Annotated in this window: 17 protein-coding genes; 13 read left to right on the top strand and 4 right to left on the bottom strand. The window is 45.2% G+C overall.

Annotated elements, in window-relative coordinates; genetic code table 11:
• Nucleotides 1-76: 76 nt before the first annotated feature.
• The gene (locus tag GLV98_RS09010; protein WP_160914193.1) at nucleotides 77-3,244 is read left to right on the top strand and encodes an efflux RND transporter permease subunit; all 3,168 of its coding nucleotides are present in this window, start codon (nucleotides 77-79) and stop codon (nucleotides 3,242-3,244) included.
• A 125-nt stretch (nucleotides 3,245-3,369) separates the two neighbouring features.
• Nucleotides 3,370-4,335, top strand: a complete 966-nt coding sequence (locus GLV98_RS09005) for an NAD(P)/FAD-dependent oxidoreductase (protein ID WP_160914191.1) — start codon at nucleotides 3,370-3,372, stop codon at nucleotides 4,333-4,335.
• Nucleotides 4,336-4,422: 87 nt separating this feature from the next.
• On the opposite strand, the gene rarD is transcribed toward GLV98_RS09005, so the two are convergent.
• Both rarD and GLV98_RS08995 read right to left on the bottom strand, forming a co-directional pair.
• Nucleotides 4,423-5,328 carry an EamA family transporter RarD gene (rarD, locus tag GLV98_RS09000; protein WP_160914189.1) on the bottom strand — a complete coding sequence of 302 codons (906 nt, stop codon included), beginning with the start codon at nucleotides 5,326-5,328 and terminating at the stop codon, nucleotides 4,423-4,425.
• Nucleotides 5,329-5,436: 108 nt separating this feature from the next.
• The gene (locus GLV98_RS08995) at nucleotides 5,437-7,026 is read right to left on the bottom strand and encodes an FAD-dependent oxidoreductase (protein WP_160914168.1); all 1,590 of its coding nucleotides are present in this window, start codon (nucleotides 7,024-7,026) and stop codon (nucleotides 5,437-5,439) included.
• A 145-nt stretch (nucleotides 7,027-7,171) separates the two neighbouring features.
• Between GLV98_RS08995 and GLV98_RS08990 the strand changes: the two genes are divergently transcribed.
• The 8 genes from GLV98_RS08990 (at nucleotide 7,172) to cls (ending at nucleotide 15,953) form a co-directional block, all read left to right on the top strand.
• Nucleotides 7,172-8,428 carry an EAL and HDOD domain-containing protein gene (locus GLV98_RS08990; protein WP_160914166.1) on the top strand — a complete coding sequence of 419 codons (1,257 nt, stop codon included), beginning with the start codon at nucleotides 7,172-7,174 and terminating at the stop codon, nucleotides 8,426-8,428.
• A gap of 103 nt (nucleotides 8,429-8,531) precedes the next feature.
• Nucleotides 8,532-8,960, top strand: a complete 429-nt coding sequence (locus GLV98_RS08985) for a MarR family winged helix-turn-helix transcriptional regulator (protein WP_160914164.1) — start codon at nucleotides 8,532-8,534, stop codon at nucleotides 8,958-8,960.
• A complete protein-coding gene (locus tag GLV98_RS08980) occupies nucleotides 8,960-10,153 on the top strand; it encodes an MFS transporter (protein WP_160914162.1) in 1,194 nt (397 codons plus the stop codon). The genes GLV98_RS08985 and GLV98_RS08980 overlap by 1 nt, the downstream gene beginning before the upstream one ends.
• A 73-nt stretch (nucleotides 10,154-10,226) precedes the next feature.
• Nucleotides 10,227-11,411 carry a methionine gamma-lyase gene (gene megL, locus GLV98_RS08975; protein ID WP_160914159.1) on the top strand — a complete coding sequence of 395 codons (1,185 nt, stop codon included), beginning with the start codon at nucleotides 10,227-10,229 and terminating at the stop codon, nucleotides 11,409-11,411.
• A gap of 189 nt (nucleotides 11,412-11,600) precedes the next feature.
• Nucleotides 11,601-12,098 (top strand): PTS sugar transporter subunit IIA, encoded by a 498-nt coding sequence (locus tag GLV98_RS08970; RefSeq protein ID WP_160914157.1) that lies wholly within the window; start codon nucleotides 11,601-11,603, stop codon nucleotides 12,096-12,098.
• Nucleotides 12,099-12,267: 169 nt separating this feature from the next.
• On the top strand, nucleotides 12,268-13,725 hold the full coding sequence (locus GLV98_RS08965) for a glycoside hydrolase family 32 protein (RefSeq protein WP_160914155.1): 1,458 nt from the start codon (nucleotides 12,268-12,270) through the stop codon (nucleotides 13,723-13,725).
• Between the two features lie 78 nt (nucleotides 13,726-13,803).
• Nucleotides 13,804-14,346 (top strand): transcription repressor NadR, encoded by a 543-nt coding sequence (locus GLV98_RS08960; RefSeq protein WP_160914153.1) that lies wholly within the window; start codon nucleotides 13,804-13,806, stop codon nucleotides 14,344-14,346.
• A 164-nt stretch (nucleotides 14,347-14,510) separates the two neighbouring features.
• Nucleotides 14,511-15,953 (top strand): cardiolipin synthase, encoded by a 1,443-nt coding sequence (gene cls / locus GLV98_RS08955; protein ID WP_160914151.1) that lies wholly within the window; start codon nucleotides 14,511-14,513, stop codon nucleotides 15,951-15,953.
• Nucleotides 15,954-16,743: 790 nt separating this feature from the next.
• On the opposite strand, the gene GLV98_RS08950 is transcribed toward cls, so the two are convergent.
• A complete protein-coding gene (locus tag GLV98_RS08950) occupies nucleotides 16,744-17,892 on the bottom strand; it encodes a S1C family serine protease (protein ID WP_160914149.1) in 1,149 nt (382 codons plus the stop codon).
• A gap of 192 nt (nucleotides 17,893-18,084) precedes the next feature.
• On the opposite strand from GLV98_RS08950, the gene GLV98_RS08945 reads away from it, so the two are divergent.
• The 3 genes from GLV98_RS08945 to GLV98_RS08935 all read left to right on the top strand — a co-directional run bounded on the left by GLV98_RS08945 (nucleotide 18,085) and on the right by GLV98_RS08935 (nucleotide 20,685).
• On the top strand, nucleotides 18,085-18,771 hold the full coding sequence (locus GLV98_RS08945) for a response regulator transcription factor (RefSeq protein ID WP_160914147.1): 687 nt from the start codon (nucleotides 18,085-18,087) through the stop codon (nucleotides 18,769-18,771).
• The gene (locus GLV98_RS08940; RefSeq protein WP_160914145.1) at nucleotides 18,768-20,099 is read left to right on the top strand and encodes a sensor histidine kinase; all 1,332 of its coding nucleotides are present in this window, start codon (nucleotides 18,768-18,770) and stop codon (nucleotides 20,097-20,099) included. The genes GLV98_RS08945 and GLV98_RS08940 overlap by 4 nt, the downstream gene beginning before the upstream one ends.
• Before the next feature lie 64 nt (nucleotides 20,100-20,163).
• Complete coding sequence (locus GLV98_RS08935; protein WP_089653695.1) at nucleotides 20,164-20,685, top strand: acyl-CoA thioesterase; 522 nt, start codon at nucleotides 20,164-20,166, stop codon at nucleotides 20,683-20,685.
• 38 nt (nucleotides 20,686-20,723) lie between these two features.
• Here the strand turns inward: GLV98_RS08935 and GLV98_RS08930 are convergent, their stop codons facing one another.
• Nucleotides 20,724-21,446: an ABC transporter ATP-binding protein gene (locus GLV98_RS08930; RefSeq protein WP_160914143.1), complete on the bottom strand. Its 723-nt coding sequence runs from the start codon at nucleotides 21,444-21,446 to the stop codon at nucleotides 20,724-20,726.
• Between the last annotated feature and the right edge of the window lies 1 nt (nucleotide 21,447).

Below are 21,447 nucleotides of genomic sequence, written 5' to 3'. Positions count from 1 at the left end.
TCTTGACCTCTGACCAGTTGGTCATTTATATTTTATAGTGTTGTGACTAACTGGTCAATAAAGGGGAGAGTTGAGTATGAAAAGAATCATCGATTTTTCGATGAATAACAAATTTGCGATTTGGCTTATGACAATCCTCATTACCGCTGCAGGATTATATGCAGGATTGAATATGAAGCTTGAAACGATACCGGATATTGAACCACCGATCATTACGGTGACAACAACGTATCCAGGGGCTACACCAGAAGAGGTGGCCGATCAAATATCAGAACCACTAGAAAAGCAAGTGAGCAATTTGAGTGGAGTGAAAACGGTCAGTTCTTCCTCATTTCAAAATGCTTCTTCGCTTCAGTTGGAATATAGCTTTGATAAAAGTTTAGACGAAGCAGAGGATGAATTGCAAGAAGCCGTCAGTCAGGTGACTTTGCCAGAAGGAGCAGAAGACCCTTCCGTATCACGTTTGAACTTCAATGCTTTTCCTGTCGTGAGCTTAAGTGCCATCAATGGAGATGGGTCTCTTGAACAATTGACGACAACAGTAGAGGAAGAGGTTGTTCCAGCTCTTGAGGGGCTTGAAGGTGTCGCGGATGTGCAAGTTTCCGGCCAGCAGCTTGAAGAAGTCCGAATCGATTTGGATGAAGAAGAAATGAATGAACGGGGTCTTGATCAAGAAACCATCACAAGTTTCATTCAAGGGTCGGATGTATCCTTCCCATTAGGTTTGTACACGTTTGACGATACGCAGAAATCTGTCGTCATCGATGGCAACCTTACAAGTGTAGAAGAATTAAGAGAATTGCAGATCCCGGCTATTCCATCTGCAGGAGGGGCTCAATCAGGTCAACAAATGCCTTCTCAAGGAGCGGGTCAGACCCCTCCACAGGCGCAGCAAGGAGGCCAGGGACAGGGAGAAGCGAGTGGTGACATCCCTGCCATGGACGGCATTCCGACCGTTACCTTAGGTGAAATTGCTGATGTGGAGGTCGTTGGAGAAGCTGAATCCATCTCCCGTACGAATGGGGAAGATTCCATATCCTTGCAGATCGTCAAATCTCAAGAAGCGAATACGGTTGACGTCGTAAATCTTGTAAAAGAAGAAACAGAGTCTTTTAAGGAAGAACTGGATGGAGTAGAATTCGTTTACTCCTTCGACCAGGGCGAGCCGATTGAAGAGTCGGTCAGTACGATGCTTAATAAAGCGTTGTTTGGTGGGATTTTCGCTGTCCTCGTCATCCTGTTGTTCTTACGTAACATCAAGACGACACTCATTTCAGTCATTTCCATTCCACTATCCTTACTGATCGCCATTCTATTCTTGAACTGGATGGATATCACGTTGAATATCATGACCCTCGGAGCCATGACGGTTGCGATTGGACGTGTGGTGGATGACTCCATTGTCGTGGTCGAGAATATATACCGGCGCATGTCCTTATCGGAAGAGAAGTTAAAAGGAAAAGCACTGATCCGCGAATCGACGAAAGAAATGTTCATGCCGATCCTTTCTTCGACGCTTGTAACGATCGCTGTGTTCCTACCACTGGGCCTTGTTGAAGGTACAGTCGGTCAAATATTCTTGCCGTTTGCATTAACGGTTGTTTTCGCCTTGTTAGCATCTTTACTTGTGGCCGTTACCATTGTCCCTATGCTGTCACATTCTCTATTAAAAGAGTCGAAAATAAAAGGCCGTACACATGAAGAAGGGGCAGGTAAACTCGCTCTCTTTTACAAAAAGGTGCTAAATAGTACGCTGAATCATAAAATCATTTCAAGCATCATTGCTGTCTTGGTTCTTGTCGGAAGTATCGCTCTTCTTCCACTTGTAGGAACAAGTTTTCTTCCTGAACAAGAGCAGAAGATGGTCGTTGCAACCTTCAGTCCAGAACCGGGGCAGACGTCAGAAGACGTGGAACGTATTGCTGAAGATGCACAGCAATTCTTTATGGACCGTGATGGAGCGGAAACGGTTCAATACTCTGTCGGTGGCGAAAACCCGATGAACCCTGGCGCTTCCAACCAGGCGATGTTCTACGTGGAATATGCTGATGATACCGAAGAATTTTCGGAAGAAACGCAAGCCGTCATAGACAGCCTGAATGAACAAACGGAAAAAGGCGAATGGATGAGTCAGGATTTCTCCGGTGCAGGATCGAGCAGTGGTCTTGAACTGCGTGTGTACGGAGATAATACAGAAGAAATCAAGCCGGTCGTTGCTGAAGTTGAAGAACTTCTTGCAGATGAAGGGAAGCTGAGAAACGTCGATTCCAGCCTTTCCGAATCCTACGAGGAGTACACGCTCGTAGCCGACCATGAACGTCTGAGTGAGTTAGGTCTTACAGCTGCACAAATCGGCATGGAGCTCGGGCAGAATCGTCAGGAGCCTGTGATTACGACGATTGAACGGGATGGAGAGGAATTGAATGTCTATCTCGAAGTAGAGAAAGAAGATATTACTGGAATTGAAGACTTAACAGGTAAAGAAATTACTTCCCCAACGGGTCAGACAGTCGCCATCAGTGAACTTGTCGAAGTCGAAGAGGGAACAACAGCTGATACAATTACACGGAGAAATGGACGCGTGTATGCAAGTGTCAGTGCAGAGATTACAGTGGATGATGTAGGTGCCGTTTCACAAGAAGTCAATGAAAAAGTACAGGAGATTGACACGCCGTCCGGTATTGAAATTACTCAAGGCGGGGTAGCGGAAGATATCAATGAGTCCTTCTCCCAATTAGGATTAGCGATGCTCGCGGCGATCGCGATCGTGTACTTGATCCTTGTCGTCTTCTTTGGCGGAGGACTGGCGCCACTAGCGATCCTATTCTCCTTACCGTTTACCATAATCGGAGCGGTTCTTGGACTATTGATCAGTGGAGAAACGCTTAGTATTTCAGCCATGATCGGTGCATTGATGCTCATCGGAATTGTCGTAACCAATGCGATCGTTCTCATCGACCGGGTCATTTATAAAGAAAAAGAAGGCTTCTCTACACGCGAAGCTTTACTCGATGCAGGAATGACAAGGCTGCGTCCAATCTTGATGACAGCCCTTGCCACAATCGGCGCCCTGCTTCCGCTGGCGCTTGGATTTGAAGGTGGTTCGATCATCAGTAAAGGTCTTGGAGTTACGGTTATCGGAGGGTTAGCGAGCTCTACACTCCTAACACTACTCATTGTACCGCTCGCGTACGAAACATTAATGAAGTTCCGTAGACAGAAAAAGACAGAAACTACGAAATAGGTTTTGGTAGAATAAGAACATCCCCACGTGGCGGGGATGTTCTTTTTTAACATTAGGAGAAAGTTCATTGTTTTATTTATATGGCAGTGGGAATGGACTATAAACCGTGTAATGGAGGGGTTAGGATGGAACATTATGAAATTATGATCGTAGGTGCTGGACTGGCTGGCATAACCGCAGCACGTAGATTGAAGAAACAGGGAAGAAGCAACCTATTGTTAACAGATAAAAGTAAAAGTGTCGGTGGACGACTGGCAACAAGAAGAGTGGCAGATGGACGAGCCGATCACGGGGCGCAATTCTTCACCGTAAGAACAGGTGAATTAGAAGAAGAAGTACAGGAGTGGCTCGCACAAGGATGGATTAAACAATGGTTTGGAGAGAAATACCCACGCTACACCGCTGTTCAGGGCATGAACGGCCTTGCCAAACATTTAGCTGAAGATCTGCCTACTTCCCTACATACAAAAGTAGTCAAAATGCTTGAAGTGGAGGGAGGATACCGCCTTTATAGTGAAGACGGGAAGGAGTGGCAATCAGATAAAGTGCTACTGACGATGCCGGCCCCTCAAATCATTGAACTTTTGAAAAAAAGTGAGGTGGAGGTGGATGAAGAAGAATTGAAGCAGCTCAAGAACATTTATTTCGAACCGACGTATGTGGGCATTTTCCAATTCACAGAAGAGACGGAACTGCCGGACGGTGGCCATGTAGACGTTGGCCTGCCTGAAGGAATGGAACGGATGGTCGATCATCGGAAAAAAGGGATATCGGATGGTACGGTTGTAAGCGTCTATATGGAATCGGAATGGTCACGGAAACATTATGGTGAAGACTATGTGATGTCTTTAATAAAAGAAAAAGCAGCTGGTTACTTGAACTGGAAGCAGCTCGAGTCTGAACAGTTGAAACGTTGGAGATACGCCCAGGCCAAAAAAGTGATGCGGCAGCCTTATGTCGATCTCTCCGGGAATGGACGCTTGGTAGTCGCCGGTGATGCATTTTTGAGACTGAATGATGAAGCAGGACGCACGCGGTTTGAAAGTGCTTATCTATCAGGGAAGGATGCGGCGGCCTACTTGAGTTGGTGAGCTTACTTTAGGCGTTTTGCATAACAAGCGAAAGGGTCCCGGTGAAATGGGAAAAGGTTGGGCAGCATACACGCAGCCCAACCTTTTTTAACTTGCTTTCGCTTCATATTTTTTCAATCGTTTCACTCTCGTGACGGTATAAACCGCAAGTCCTGCCCAAATAAGGGTGAAGGATACAGCGTGTACATCGGTAAATGGTTCATCATATAGGAAGATGCCTATAATCAGCATGATGGTCGGTGCGAAATACTGAAGGAATCCCACCATCGATAATGGGATCCTTTTGGCGCCTGCCGAAAACAAAAGGAGAGGGATAGCTGTCACGATTCCTGCTCCGAAAACGATGGCCGTCGTCCATGACCAAAAGTCAATCGTGGACCATTGGCCTGTCTGTTGTTGAAAAAGAAAGACCATAGCAATGGGGGTGACGATCAGTGTTTCAATCGTCAAACCGAACATCGCATTCAGAGGCACGAGTTTTTTCAAAAGGCCGTACGACCCAAAACTGAAGGCAAGCAGCAGGGCAAGCCATGGCACAGAACCGAAGTTGACTGTCATATAGATCACCCCTAGTGCGGCTAGTAAAAAGGCGAGCCATTGGGCTTTTGAAAATTTTTCTTTTAATACAATCATTCCAAGCAAAATACTGACGAGCGGATTGATGTAATAACCGAGACTCGCTTCAACGACGTGATCGGTGTTGACCGCAAGAATGTATGTGACCCAGTTGATGCTGATCGTGATGGAGGCAAGGGTGATGCCGATTAACTGTTTTTTATTTTTTACGATTTGTCGGCATTCCCGCATAAATTCTTTCTGTTTCCTTGCAATCATGATTACAATTCCCATGAAAAGAAAGGACCAGACGATTCGGTGAGCTAGGATTTCGAAAGCAGGAATCTCTTGAATCATCTTCCAGTAAATGGGGAGCACACCCCACAATATGTAAGCTCCGGCCGTATAGAAAATACCGAGTTTTTCATCATTGATCATGGTGAGGACCCTTTCGTTAGGCGAAATATTTGTTCATTCGCTTCATTATATCACCGTTCGAAAGGGGAAGCTTGAAAAATGCATGGCCCAAAATGAGGGCCATGCATGTTAAGGTTGTTCACCGTGTTCTTCATCATTGCTTTCTCCTAATGGAGCGTGCATATCGTGGTTTCCTTCCAATGCAATCTTCATTAGAGGCTTGTCAGCAGGTCCTTCGACAACCGCTCCATCATAGGAAAATCGGGATCCGTGACAAGGACAATCCCAGGTATGCTCACCACTATTCCATTCGACTTCACACCCCATATGTGTGCAGGTTGTGTCCAGGACATGCAGTTGACCTTCGTCATCTCTGTAAGCACCGGCTCTTTCTCCGCGCCACTGGACGACCATCCCTTCTCCTTTTTTCAGTGAATTCGGACGATCGGCTACAAGTTCCAGTTTCCCTTCGACCAGGTGTACAGCGACATCGAAGTTCTGGGATAAGAATTGTTTCATGCTTGGATCGGACTTGAAGCGTGTAGGTTTGAACAGTTCATGAAAAAGAGATTCCTCACCAAGGACATAATCACAAATCAGCTTGGCAGCGAGTGTTCCGTTCGTCATGCCCCATTTTCGGAAGCCGGTAGCGATGAAGACGCGATCGTTATTCCGTGTGATCGGTCCGATATAAGGGACTTTATCCAGTGTGGTGAGATCTTGCGCCGACCATTGAAACAGCTTTTCTTTAATGCCGAACGTCTGTGCTGCGAATTCCTCCAAGGCGTTGTAATGGAAGGAGGTGTCGACCCCTTGTCCTGTTTTGTGGCTTTCTCCACCAATCAACAGCACAGGTTTTCCATTGTAGTCAGCTGTACGAATGGAGCGTTTTGGCTCATCGATCGACAAATACATCCCCTCAGGAACTTCTTTCTCGGGTTCAATAGCGAGGAGGTAGGAGCGCTCGGCATACATGCGGCTGAAATAGAGCCCTTTTCCATCATAAAAAGGGAAGTGGCTGCATGAAACCAATTTTTCACAGGCAAGCGTATGTCCATCCCCTGTTTGGATCTCGATGCGGTCTTTTTCTTTCACATCTGTCGCTTTCGTTTGTTCAAAAATTTCCCCACCTAAATTAGTGAATTCGTCAATGAGGGCAGCTAAGTATTTAATGGGGTGGAAGCGGGCTTGATTTTTCATGCTGAGCGCTTTGGTAGCTTCCATCTCAAAAGGAAGGGCGTCAACTGTGCCACCTGGAATGCCAAGCTTTTGATAGGCCTCATACTCATTTTCCAGTTTATGCGCGCCAGTTTTCGTCGTAGCGAAAAGATAAGCATCCTCTTTTACCCAGTTGCAATCGATTTGATATTTATCTATCCATTCTTCCATGGATTGCAAGGCACTCATTTGAGCCTGATAGTAAAGCGAAGCTTCTTCTTCACCAAAGTGTTTCAACAATTCGTGGTAGATCAACCCGTGTTGAGCGGTTACTTTTGCGGTCGTATGACCTGTGGTACCATTCAACAACTGGTCCGCTTCGATAAGGGTTACTTTTTTCCCTGCTTTTGCTAAAAGGTAAGCGGTCGTAATACCGGTGATTCCGCCGCCCACAACAGCCACCTCTGTCGTTGTATCCTCTTTCATTGCTTCAAAAGTCGGCAATGACATATTCTCGCGCCATAAAGGTTCTGGTTGAGTCCATTTCTCGTGTTGTTCCATGACTTTCCCTCCTGAGTGACTCGTTTCTCTCAGTCTTTCCCTCTCCAAAGGTTTCATGTATTTTTCCATGGAAAAATTAACAACATTTAGGCTTTGTAGTATACTTGAACAAGATGGGAAGAAACGCATGAAGGTGGTAAGCAGGATGGAAGTATTCGTGGCACGGCAGCCGATTTTGACAGTCGAGAATAATGTATATGCCTATGAACTACTATACCGGAACAGTGAAGAAAATCGGTTCGTCCCGATGGATGGGAGCCAGGCAACCTCAGAAGTTTTGATGAACAGTTTTGTCACGATCGGCTTGGAGCGTTTGTCACACAATAAGCCATGTTTCATCAACTTCACGGAGGATCTTCTGCTCGAGCAAGTCCCTGAATACTTTAATTCTGAACAACTGGTTGTGGAAATCCTTGAACATGTTTCCTTCAGCCTTGACCTCATCAGAGTGTGCAGAACGTTGAAAGAAAAAGGGTATTTGATTGCTCTTGATGATGTCATCGATATCGACCGCCCGTCCGTGTATGAACTCCTGCATTATGTCGACATTTTAAAAGTGGACATACGTGAAGTGACGGATGAGAATAGGGCACGGATCATACAGTTGGGAGAAGAGTATGGATTGACCTTGTTAGCTGAAAAAGTGGAAACCCATGAAGAGCACCAACGTTGTATAGAGGAAGGTTTTTCGCTCTTCCAGGGATTTTATTTCAGTAAGCCAGTGATCGTGAAAGGGATGGATATTCCTTTTCTTTCATCGACTTATTTTCAAATGATCAAAGAGCTCACGGCTACGGATGACGAAATCAATATTGAAAAAGTAACGGAAATTATGGAGCAGGATCTAGCTCTTACTTATAAATTGCTGCGCTTGATCAACTCCTCCCAACAGCGGACAAGAGTACCGGTTCAATCGATCAGGCAAGCCGTGATGTTGTTAGGTACAGAGGGGTTGAAAAAGTGGTTGTACGTATTATCGGTCGAACAAACGACAGCGGTCACTTCGACACAATCCCAGCTCGTCATCAAAACAAGTCTCGTCCGTGCTAAATTATGTGAACAGATGGCCGTCAGAATCAGGGCGGAGAACAAGGCGGATGGATATTTCCTGACAGGGTTCATGTCGCTGATTGATGTCATCACCCAACGCCCTGCCCACGAAGTGATAGGGTCGCTGCCGCTCGATGGAGAGATAAAGAAAGCGCTGGAAGGACAGCAAAATACGTACCGGCTCGTTTTGGATTTGGCTGTTGCAATGGAAAAAGCAGATTTTGAATGGTTGGAAAGCCACCTGGCTGACTGGAATTTGTCCTATTCGGAAGTGTTTGAAGTCTACGGCCAGGCGATTGCATGGTCTGAACAGCTCTATCATGAACACTTTACCGGCAAGGTGGGAAAATAGCATAAAACGAACCGTGTATGTTAAGATTTTTTAAGATGCTCTCGTAAAGAGAGCCCTTTTTTTGTTAAGAATGTTACCTAGGTAACGAAAAGGAGAGATCATCATGAGTTTAATTTTTCACCATATTCAACAATTGTCGAGAAACGTGAATCAATTTTTAAATGAAGGGTTGCAGGATGAAGACATTTATATGTCTCACTGGGCGGTATTATTTCAACTGCACAGCCATGGAGGGTCAATGACACAGGCGGAGCTCAAAGAGCGATTGAATATTGAAGCCCCGCCATTATCGAGAGTCATAGCTAAACTGGAGGCCCTAGGGTATATCCAAAAAAACAAAAGCAGCGATCAGCGAACGAATGATATTACCATGACGAAAGCAGGAAAAGACCGTTATCCGGTGTGGCAGCAGGCCATAAAAAAAGCAGAAGCGCGTTTACTGGAACGTTTCGGTGAACAAAGGGAAATGGTATTGGAAGAGCATGTACGGACGCTCTCCCGTCTGATTGAAGAAGAAAGGGGAAGAAGCTGATGGAAAGGCAGCCTCGTTTATGGACGTCCAGTTTTCTTAATGTATGTGCAAGCAATTTTCTCGTATTTCTAGTCTTTTATCTTTTGTTCGTCACCATGCCGATCTATACAATTGAATCTATCGGAGTAGCCGAAGGGGAAGCGGGATTAATTATCACGGTCTTCCTGCTTGCCGCCATTCTCATTCGTCCACTTTCCGGGCAGTGGGTGGAATCCTTTGGACGGAAGCCTGTGGTCGTAATTGCTTTAAGCATCTTTTTAGGGAGTTCTTTTTTGTATCTATGGTTTGACTCCTTTTCTACGCTTTTGATCATTCGCTTCATCCAAGGCATCGGTTTCGGGATGGGGACGACAGCTTTGGGAGCCATTGCAGCGGACATTGTTCCAGATCAGAGAAAAGGAGAGGGGCTTGGTTATTTTGCGATGTCGATGAACTTTGCAATGGTGATCGGTCCTTTCTTGGGTCTTACATTAATTCAGAAAGCCGGCTTTACTATGATGTTCTATGTTTGTGTCGTCCTTGCCGTTATGGCTTTGTTTACAGGGATTGTTATCCGCGTGGAGCCTCTCAAAGACCCCGCCAAGAGAAGCATAGTACCAAGCGTGCACAACCTTTTAGAAAAGCCTGTCATTCCTATCGCCTTAACCGGTGCTGTCATGGCTCTAGCCTACGCAGGAGTGTTATCGTTTGTTTCCGTCTATGCAAACCAGCTCGGTCTTGCGGAGGCGGCTAGTTATTTCTTCGTCGTCTATGCTCTTGTGCTGCTTGTCTCCCGTCCATTCACCGGAAGATGGTTTGACCAATATGGAGAAAATGTGATCGTTATTCCATCCATCCTTATTTTTGGTGCAGGGATGATGGTTTTAAGTTTTGCCAACACAGCTTTTGTCTTGTTATTGGCTGGTGGATTGATTGGATTAGGATGGGGAACGCTCGTCCCAAGCATGCAGACGATTGCTTTGAAGAAAGTACCCGGAAGAGCAGGTTCAGCAACAGCGACCTTCTTTACGATTTTTGATATTGGAATTGGAATAGGGTCCTATGTTGTTGGTGCGATTGCCACAGGCATTGGATTTTCCTCCCTTTATTTCAACAGTTCTTTTGTCGTATTCGGGGCGGTCGGCCTTTATATTCTCCTGCATGGAAGAAAGGTTCGTTCGAACGCTGAGCATAGGGTTGAATATAGTAGTTAAGAAGGAGGTCTTTTTCTCCTTCTTTTGTTAAAATTAATTGAAAACGCTTACAAAGTGAAGGGGGAAGGCCGTTTTGAAAAACAAAGAAAAGCGGATAGAAACAGCGATGATCCATAATCATGAAAAAGCAGAGAAGTATGATGGAAGCTTGACGACACCAATCTTCCAAACCTCTACCTTTTCTTTTTCTTCTGCCGCTGAAGGAGAAAGAAGGTTTGCGGGAGAAGAGGAAGGATACATTTATACAAGACTCGGAAATCCGACTGTACGAACATTAGAGGATCGCATCGCCACTCTTGAGGGAGGAGAGCGGGGCCTTGCTTTCGCCTCAGGCATGGCTGCGGTATCCGCGGTTTTAATAGCACTCACAAAAACTGGTGATCATGTATTGTGTTCGAACGGTCTTTATGGCTGTACTTATGGTTTACTGCAAATGTTTGAAGAAAAATATGCGATCACCCATGACTTCAGCTATATGGAAACAGAGGAAGACGTGAGGGCGAAGATCACTCCTGATACCCGCTGCATCTTTATTGAGACCCCCATCAATCCCACGATGAAAATCATTGATCTGGCTATGGTAGCACGGGTGGCAAAAGAGCATGGCATTCCTGTCGTTGTCGACAACACTTTTTGCACTCCATACCTCCAGCGCCCGTTGGATCTTGGGTGTGAGATCGTGTTGCATAGTGCCACCAAATACATCGGTGGACACGGAGATGTCATTGCAGGTCTTGTCGTAGGGAAAAAAGCGTTCATGGATGATTTAGCTATGTCTCAACAGAAAGATATTGGAGGAGTCCTTTCTCCATTTGATGCCTGGCTTTTACTCAGAGGCTTGAAGACTCTCCATGTCCGTATGGATCGCCATAGCATCAACGCTCATGACCTGGCCAAAAGGTTGGATCATCATCCCAAAGTGAAACAAGTGTATTATCCAGGAATGGAAGGAAACGAGCAATCCAACATTGTACAAAAACAAATGAAAACAGGCGGAGGCGTGCTTGCTTTTGAAATCGAAGGTGGGAAAAAAGAGGCGCAGCAATTCATGGACCGGCTGAAGCTGATTCAAATCGCGGTCAGCCTTGGGGATGCAGAAACACTGATTCAACATCCGGCCACCATGACCCACGCCGTCGTCCCAGAAGAAAAGAGACAGGAAATGGGGATCACGGATACACTGATCCGCCTATCCGCCGGACTCGAATCCGTCGAAGATCTATGGGAAGATCTCGAACAGACGTTGAAGGAAGTGTAATTGCATAGGTTCAATCAAGAGCTCTATGGCGAAAACATAGGGCTCTTTTCATATTCACAAGAGAGTCTTTCACAATAGAAAGCGGATATGTGTTTATCGATTAACACATGGGGAAAAGTAATACCAGTATGAAGAGAAATAAAAGCTCAAGCATGTAGCTTAAAAAAACATAGAAGGGACGATGGAGTTATGTTAAAAAAACTATTTGGTAACAACAAAAGTGTTGAGGAACAGATTGTTGCTCCGGTAAATGGAAAAGTGGTTCCTTTAGATGAAGTAGACGACCCTGTATTCAGTCAGCGAATGATGGGGGACGGGGTAGCTATTGAGCCGACAGATGGAAAAGTAGTGAGCCCTGTATCGGGAGAAATCGTCCAACTTTTCCCTACCAACCACGCTGTAGGAATCAAAACAAAGTCAGGGGTGGAAGTTCTTGTACACATCGGCCTTGAAACGGTTTCTATGGAAGGGGAAGGTTTCGAAGGACATGTCACCACCGGAGATAAAGTAAATGCGGGCGACCACTTGATCACCTTTGACATGGACCTTGTCAGAGAGAAAGCGAAAAGCACGATCACGCCTGTAGTTATTACAAACTATGACGATGTCGTCGAAAACTTCGATCCATCTTATAGTGACGGTGCCAACGCCGGCGAATCTACCATCGCGACACTAAAAACGAAATAATCACATCCACAAAGCCTGAGGTACCCCTAGTACTTCAGGCTTTTTCTACATTGATCTCGAAAGTTAGTCGTCTTCCATTATAGGGAGCTTTCATGGCGGAGGAAGGTTGGATGTTTTATAATGGGGCAAGAAAGATGACGGATAAGGAAGAAAAAGGAGGAGAAGCGCTATGTCTAAACATGATGCAGAGCTGCGTAAGAAAGTAGAGACAGAAATCCAAGAACATAAACAAACCGTAGAAGCGGACACGTATCGTCAGAACTACCATCATATGCCGCCTGTCGGTTTGATGAACGACCCGAATGGATTCATTCAATGGAAAGGGACGTATCATCTCTTTTATCAATGGATGCCTTTCGATACAGCTCATGGTGCAAAATACTGGGGACATTTCACCTCTGAAGATCTTGTGAATTGGAAGCAGGAAGATGTCGCTCTGACCCCATCTGATTGGTATGACGAGGATGGTGTTTATTCGGGCAGCGCAATCGTTCATGATGACCAATTACACCTTTTCTATACTGGAAATATTGAGGGAGAAAGTGAACCAGAGGTAGAATATCAATGCCTGGCTGTTTCCCAGGATGGCCTACACTTTGAGAAAAAAGGCGTAATTGTTGAAACTCCCAAAGGTTATACCGGTCATTTTAGAGATCCAAAAGTATGGAAAGAGGGTGACCAATGGTTCATGGTGGTCGGCGCCCAAACAGAAGACAGGCAAGGGAAGGTTGTCCTGTTCCGTTCGGCGGACCTTCATACATGGGAGCACGTCGGTCCCATCGCTGGCAGTAAAGTAGGGAAGCTAGGCGAGTTCGGTTACATGTGGGAGTGTCCGGATGTATTCGAGCTGGATGGTACAGACGTACTGATGGTCTGTCCGCAGGGGATCGAGGCTGATGGAATGGACTATGCGAATACATATCAGAGCGGGTATTTTATCGGGCAATGGGACGAAACCGGTGAAACATTCCAGCATGGCGATTTTCGCGAGTTGGATCGAGGTTTCGAGTTTTATGCTCCTCAAACCACTCGGGATGAAAAAGGGAGAAGATTGCTCGTTGGCTGGATGGGTGTCCCGGATCAGTATGAACAAGCCCACCCGACTGTTGAACATGGATGGGTTCATTGCTTGACGATTCCTCGTGAATTGAAGTGGAATGGTGAAAGAATCATTCAGACTCCCGTTCCTGAGCTTGCCCATATGCGTGGGCCCGTATTAATGCATTCATCGATTACGATTGAAAATGACCAAAAAGCGGTACGAGGGGTACAAGGGAGATCGATAGAGTTGAACCTTGATTTTGAATCACTGGAAGATATGTTCGCTATCGAACTTTTCCAATACGCCTCTCTAAGTTACAAGGACCATGTCGTCACATTATCCAGGCCCCATTTAGAAGACCTGTCAAAAACAGAGTTCCGTCGGGTGAAATTGGATGAGGGATTGAAGAATCTTCGTTTGTTTATCGATCAGTCATCATTGGAGATTTTTATTAATGGTGGGGAAGAAGTATTTACTTCCAGAATTTATCCTCAAGCAGAAGAAGAACACATTCTCTTTACGTCATTAGGTTCGACCACTTTCTCTGTTGAAAAATGGGAATTGAAAGGTTATGAGTTTTCCTGATGGTTGGGACTCACTTTCTGAAAGCTTGTTTATTGTGGTAAGATAATTTTATGTAAATTGGACGAAGGGGTCATGTCTATGAGTCAATCTTCAAAGAAAATGAAAGCGAATGAAAGAAGAGAGTATATTCTCGCTTTATTAAAACAAAAAGGTGCTCCTGTGACAGGCAGTTCTCTTGCGGAGGAAATGAACGTGACCCGGCAAGTGATTGTCGGTGATGTCTCCCTGCTGAAAGCAAAGAATGAGCCCATTGTCGCCACGAGTCAAGGGTATATGTACATGATGGATGGAAAAGAAGAACTGCCATATCAACGTACGATTGTATGCCAGCATCAAGGCGATGATACAGAGCAGGAACTCAATATTCTGGTTGATCATGGTGTACATGTCCAGGATGTCGTTGTCGAGCACCCTATTTATGGTGATTTGACAGCCAGGCTCAGAATTTCGAATCGCCGGGATGTAAAGAAATTCATCGAGAAAGTGAACAGCACCAATGCCTCTTACTTACTCGAATTGACCGATGGCATCCATACCCATACCATAGCGGCGGACAGCCAGGAAGCCCTGGATGAGGCGCAAATGGCATTGGAAGAAGTAGGGATATTGATGACGAAATAACAGTGAAATCTTGTAAAAGAGATAGGCGTTCTTAAAGGAGGGCTTATCTCTTTTTACATTTTTTAAACAATAACTAAATGCTGGGCATGTCGTAATCAACCAATAGAAAGAATATGATATATTTGTATCAGTGATTTCTTGTTAGAAAAAGGAAGGTGGCCACGTTGAACATCCTGCCGATTTTTGTGAGTATCATTCTTACCTTGAACGTGTTGCTTGCTTTAGCCATCATCTTCCTTGAACGAAGAGATGCCAGTGCAACATGGGCTTGGTTGATGGTTTTATTATTTATCCCTGTCGCAGGTTTCTTTCTTTATTTGATTTTTGGACGCAGACTCAGCAATAAAGAAATATTCACTTGGGACAAAAAGAGTCGTCTTGGACTTCTTGCTGCTGTCCAGGAACAATTGACAGCCATCAAAAATAATGAATTGAAAGTCCAACATGAAGATATCATTCCATATGAAGATTTAATTTATATGCACCTGAAAAACAATGATGCGTTATTATCACAAAATAACGAAGTTGAAATTTTCACGGATGGTCAAAAGAAGTTTCATGCACTTATTGAAGATCTTGAAAAAGCAGAAGATCATATTCACTTGCTTTACTATATTTTAAGAGACGATAACTTGGGTCACCGCCTTGCAGATGTATTGAAAAAGAAGGCCATGGAAGGTGTGGAAGTCAAACTCTTGTATGATGACATGGGTTCAAGGCTATTGAAGCGTTCATACATACGGAGCTTGAAAGAAGCTGGTGTGCAAGTCGAGTCGTTTTTCCCTTCCTTGATCCCTAAAGTGAACATGAAAATCAACTATCGGAACCATAGAAAGCTTGCGATTATTGACGGTGAAATCGGATATATCGGCGGCTTCAACATCGGAGATGAATATTTAGGCTTCAGTAAAAGGTTCGGATATTGGAGGGACACTCATTTACGGGTGGAAGGAGAAGCGGTGAACAACATGCAGACACGCTTCATCCTTGATTGGAATCATGCTTCACGCAGAGATATCGTCTATGAGCAGAGATATTATCAATCTAAACCAAAAGGCGATGTTGGTATGCAAATCGTCTCCAGCGGCCCTGATTCGGAATGGGAACAAATCAAGCATGGCTACTTGAAAATGATTCTTTCTGCCAAAGAGTATGTGTACATTCAAACCCCATACTTCATTCCAGATGACAGCTTACTTGATGCGCTCCGCGTAGCGGTCCTGTCAGGAGTGGACGTGCGGATCATGATTCCCAATAAACCGGATCACCCCTTCGTTTACTGGGCAACGTTTTCAAACATAGGCGATATGTTAAAAGCAGGCGCCAACATTTATGTGTACCAAAAAGGATTCCTCCACGCGAAGACGATCGTCGTTGATGGCAAGATTGCTTCCGTAGGGACCGCCAATATTGATGTGCGAAGCTTCCGTCTGAACTTTGAAGTGAACGCCTTTTTGTATCATCCAGAAGTCGCCCAGTCCTTAGCCGACCGTTTCCATGAGGACATTGTCGAGTCGACAGAGCTTACATTCAAGCTTTATCAAGGCAGGACAAAATGGATCCGCTTCAAAGAAGCCATCTCAAGACTACTATCACCAATCCTATAATCACACTAGTCTTAAAGAAGAAAAGCTCCCGATTGTGGAAGACTCAGTTTCGAGATTTAGTGTGAGTTTAGGGGGCTGCGGGAAAAGGTTCGCTTTCCATGGGGCGGGCGGTGAGCCTCCTCGAGCTTCGCTCTGCGGGGTCTCACCTGACCCACACGTCCCATAGGAGTCTCACCGTTTCCCTCCGCCCCTTACCATATAAGTGTCTCGAAACTACTCCCAAAATAAGCAGCTTTCGAGCGTAACAGAAATTGGTGGATTCACTCTTAAAACAGCAGTACTTGCATTCTGAAGCTTGCTATAGAGACCTTTTCAGCGATAGAGCAGTGGTTATGGAAAACGATCCAGCCGTGGAAGTGGGTTCGTTTCTCCCCTACATCGAATGGGGCGGTGGGGAAGCTGCGAGACTCCCGTGGGAGAAAGGAGATAGGCGAGATCCCGCAGGACGCAGTCCGAGGAAGCTCGGCACTCCCCCACAGGAAAGCGAGTAGCTTCCCAACCACCCCTGACGCTCGACAAGGCAACGAACCCCGGAAACATCTCGAAATCGAGTCTTCAACAACCCTGCCAGATAGTTAAATAGATTAAAAAGCCCTGCGCATCTTGCGCAGGGCTTTTTGAGAGAGGTTGTTTTGGTATTGGTTTTCCTTTGTAACACGAGAAAGGCTGAAGGGAATTCTTTAATCTAATAGCTATTTGGAGGGGGGATCGTATCTATTGGATGTCGAATCCCCATCAGCGTTTCCACTTTTCAATCTTTCTTCATCACGTATTCTTCATATCTGTTCAATTATTGAGAGGTTAGCGTGATTTGGACGGTGGTTGGTTTGCCGTCACGGTAAACTTCAAGCTCTGCTGTATCTCCGTCTTGTGCTTGGTTGTAGAGATACTGTCGCAAGCTGATGAGAGACTCAATTTCATTTCCGTCGATGGCGGTGATCACATCGTATTTTTCGAGTCCTGCTTCATCAGCAGGGGAGCCTTTTTCGACGCCTTGGACAAGGACGCCTTGAGTCACATCTTCTGGCAACCCTAGTTCACGTTGCAACACAGGGTTAGGGATTTGGTTCAAGTCTTGCAGGGAAACTCCCATGTAAGGACGTTCCACTTCGCCGTTTGTCTCTAAGTCTTCGATGACAGGTTTAGCAACGTCCATAGGGATAGAGAATCCTATGCCTTCAACTTCTGCTTTTGCGATTTTCATAGAGTTGATTCCAATGACTTCGCCTTGCAGATTAATGAGCGCGCCACCACTGTTACCTGGGTTGATGGCTGCATCGGTTTGAAGGACTTCGGTTTGCCAATCTGGCTGTTGGTCACCGTTAATATCGACTGGAATATTACGGTTCAATCCACTGACAATTCCTTTGGTTACGGATCCTGCGAACTCCATGCCCAGTGGGTTACCGATGGCAATGGCTGTTTGCCCGACCTCTACGTCACTGGCTTTACCTAATTCAGCAACCTTTTGCACATGTTCGCTATCTATTTGTAAAACGGCCAGGTCTGTTAAAGGGTCACTACCTTTTAATTCGGCTTTCACTTTTGTTCCATCACTCAGAATAACTTCAAGTTCGGAAGCCTTTTCGATGACGTGATGGTTGGTGGCAACAAAAGCTTTTCCGCCTTCTTCCTTATAAATGACCCCGGAACCTGTACCGGCTTTTTTAGCGCCTTGTCCTGTATTTTGGACATTACTGATTCCGACAACCGCTTCGGAAGCTTCATTGACTGCTTGAGTCACTTCCTCCTGGTTTTTTCCGAGATTCAGTTCATTGGCTTGTGCTGTCGGCTTTTCTGTATTGATATCTATCGAAATGCCCTGCCACTGAAAAACGGTTGTAACTAGAAAAACAGCTGCAATGGCTCCTAAAACACTGAAAGCTATACCGGAACGTTTGTATTGTTTCTTATCATTTCGCTTCTGTTCATCAAACATTAGAGAAACGACGCCCCTTTCCATATGATTCGCTGTTGATCTTTGGTGTTTCCCTCTGACAATTTTTATTCTACGACAGAGTTATGGAATGACTTTGGTGTAATTGTGGAAAAAGTGTGTAATGTAGGAGTAATCCATAAAAATATGAGAGAATAAAGCAAACGCAGATGTGGATAGAGGAGGATACCATCTATGAATCAGATGATTGGACTTGTAGAAGATGATCCGAATATTCGAGATATTGTAGAAGGTTATTTAAATAAAGAAGGGTATCGGGTGATCGCTGTCGATACGGCAGAGAAGGCATGGGATATTTTTCAGGAACAGACCCCTGATCTTTGGGTACTGGACATCATGCTCCCTGGGATGGATGGGTATGAGTTCTGTAAAAAAATCCGTCAGACCTCAGAAGTCCCGATAATTATTATATCCGCCAAAGATGAAGAGGTCGATAAAATACTAGGTCTGGAACTGGGTGGGGACGATTATTTAACTAAACCATTCAGTCCAAGAGAGTTAGTGGCAAGGGCTAAGCGCCATTTGAAGCGTTGGCAGGCCATGAAGCCGAGTGAAGATGAAGAACAGGACACGATAGTAGCTGGTGAACTCGAATTGAATGATGCGGAGAGACAAGCGTACTTCAAAGGTGAAGAGATCGAAGTGACAACAAAGGAATTTGAAATGCTGAAGATTTTGGCTTCTCAAGAGAACCGCGCCTTTGCCCGTGAAGAACTATTAATCAAAGTTTGGGGAGAAGATTATTACGGAAGTGACCGGGCCGTGGACGATCTGATCAAACGATTACGCAAAAAGATGAAAGACCTGCCGATTGAAACGGTTTGGGGACACGGATATCGATTGAAGGAGAAGCGTACATGAAGCTTTTGTACCAATTGAATGCCGCTTTTGCAACGTTAATCATTGTCATCATGTCCATCACCGCATTTTTTATCTACTCGTTGCTCATGGACATGCTCATTCAGGATGAACAACGACAGCTTGAGGGGAGAGCGGATCTTCTTGTGGACATTATCAATGATCAAGATCCTGAGCGTAGCCCGGAACTCTCCCAACTATTGCAGGACAGAAATTATCCGATTTTATTATTCGATCGGGAAAATGACGAGATATTGTTCCGTACGATGCCGGCAGTCGTTGCCTATGCCTGGGTGGAACGTTATGAAGAGGAACTCATCGATCAGGAAGTATGGGAAACGATGGGAGAAAAATACGTAGCTTATGATTTTCCTGTGAGCAAAGACGAAAGCCAGGTGCTCGTAATGGCCACGCCCCTTAATGACTTACAGGCGGTCCAGTCCGTTTTTGCTTCACGTATGATTGTTGTTTTTCTCATTGGACTCTTCCTTGCAATCATCGTGAGTTATGTACTGACCTGGCGTCTCGTGACCCCTCTTACAAAGCTGAAAGAAGAAGTGAAAAAAATCGAAAAGCGTCAGTTTTCTGATGTGAAAAAGGTACACGCTTCCGGTGAAATTGGTGAAGTAGAGCAAAGCCTCAGACACATGGCTGCAGAGCTCTCCAGGTACATACACTCCCAAAAGCAGTTCTTTCAAAATGCCTCCCATGAACTCAAAACACCTCTGATGTCGATTCAAGGGTACGCCGAAGGGATCAGGGATGGAGTGTTTGAAGGAGAAGCAGCAGAGAAGGGTTTGAATGTGATGGTTAGCGAGACGGAGCGTTTGAAAAAGATCGTCAATGAAATGATTCTGTTAGCCAAGCTCGACAGCAGCGAAGACGTGTATAACCCAGAAGGAACGGAGATATCTGAAGTGATTAGTCAGGCGAGGGATCGGTTGTATCCACTGGCAAAGGAAAAAGGAATTGAACTCAGAACGGAAAATATCCATTTGTACCATACCTTCGTTGACAGGGAAAGAGTGCTTCAGGCCATGATCAATATATTGAGCAATGCGGTCAGACATGCGGAGAGTAAAGTAACCATGGCAACGGAGAAAGGGCAGAATCAGTATAGAGTGAAAGTGCTCGATGACGGACCTGGCATTCCAGAGGAACTTCTTCCTCAGCTTTTCGAACGTTTTATTAAAGGAAAAGAAGGGGAAACAGGGCTTGGGCTTGCTATATCCAGAGCGATCATTGAACGGAGCGGCGGGGAAATCCACGCCTACAACCGGGAAGACACGAAGGGTGCAGTTTTTGAAATTGTATTCCGTGAAAAAGAGTGAGAAATACCAAACATGGTATAATAGAAGGCAGAGAACGATTCCATATGGAAGTGAGGAATACAGGATGGAAGCAAAACCTTGTATCGATTCATTAACAGTAAAAAGTTCACACGTTTTACCACCAGATACCAATAGTCATGGAACGTTGTTCGGTGGAAAATTAATGGCACATATTGATGATGTAGCAGCGATTGCAGCTGTCAGGCATGCCAGAAAGCCGGTCGTGACGGCGTCTACAGATTCCGTCGATTTCCTGCAGCCGGTATTTGAGGGAGACACCATTTGCCTAGAGGCCTTCGTCACATGGACACATAACACGTCCATGGAAGTGTTCGTCAAAGCAACGACGGAAAACCTTTTGACTGGAGAAAGAAAGGTATGTACGACCGCTTTTCTATCCATGGTAGCCGTGGACGAAAAGAACGAACCATCCCCGGTGCCAGGGGTGTACCCTGAATCAGATGAAGAAAAGTGGCTGCATGAGAATGCGCAGAAGCGCCACGAACATCGGAAAAACAGAAGAAAAGAATCCAAGGAGCTTGCTGAGAAGTTTGGAACGAGTCTTCCTTGGAAACGTGATTGCTAAAAAAGCTTGGCTGCCGTTATAGGCAGCCAAGCTTTTCTTTATTTCAGCCGAACGAGCTCCGGTTGGCGCACCTCTTCTTCAGCACGGGTCGTTGTACAAAGGGAATCCCAATCGTGGGCTGCGCCGTCTCTCATTGTAATGATGCGATCAGCAATTGCTCTCGAGTCCTCGCGATCGTGGGTGACGAAAATAGAAGTTGTGCCTGTTTGTTTGATGATTTCTTTTAATTCACTTCTAATTTTAATCTGGAGGTCTGCATCCAAATTACTGAATGGTTCATCCAAAAGGAGAAGGGAAGGCTCCGGTGCAAGAGAACGAGCCAAAGCAATTCGCTGCTGCTGTCCACCACTCAATTCGTGAGGGTATCTTTTCGCATAGCTGCTCATATTCACCAGTTCAAGCACTTCATGTACGCGATTCTTTCTCTCTTTTCTTTTCCAATTCTTCAATCCGAATTGAACATTTTCGTAAACTGTCATGTGGGGGAACAGGGCATAATCTTGAAAGACCATGCCAATCCCTCTTTTTTCAGGAAGAACAAAAGTCCGTTCATCGGTCATCGTCTCGCTACCTATTTTTATGGTTCCTTTGGAAGGTGTTTCAAGACCACACAAAAGGCGCAGGACCGTGCTTTTTCCACTGCCACTTTCACCAAGAATGGAGATGATCTCTCCTTGTTCAATATCGAGGTTGAAATGGTGGATCGTCAAATTTTGTGCGTTTTTATAACCGAAACAGAGATCTTTGATTTGAACGTACATA

Source organism: Halobacillus litoralis, from assembly GCF_009856415.1.
GTDB classification, from domain to species: domain Bacteria; phylum Bacillota; class Bacilli; order Bacillales; family Halobacillaceae; genus Halobacillus; species Halobacillus litoralis_C.
The sequence above is the reverse complement of the archived record's forward strand: the minus strand, read 5'-3'. Positions and strand labels throughout refer to the sequence as shown.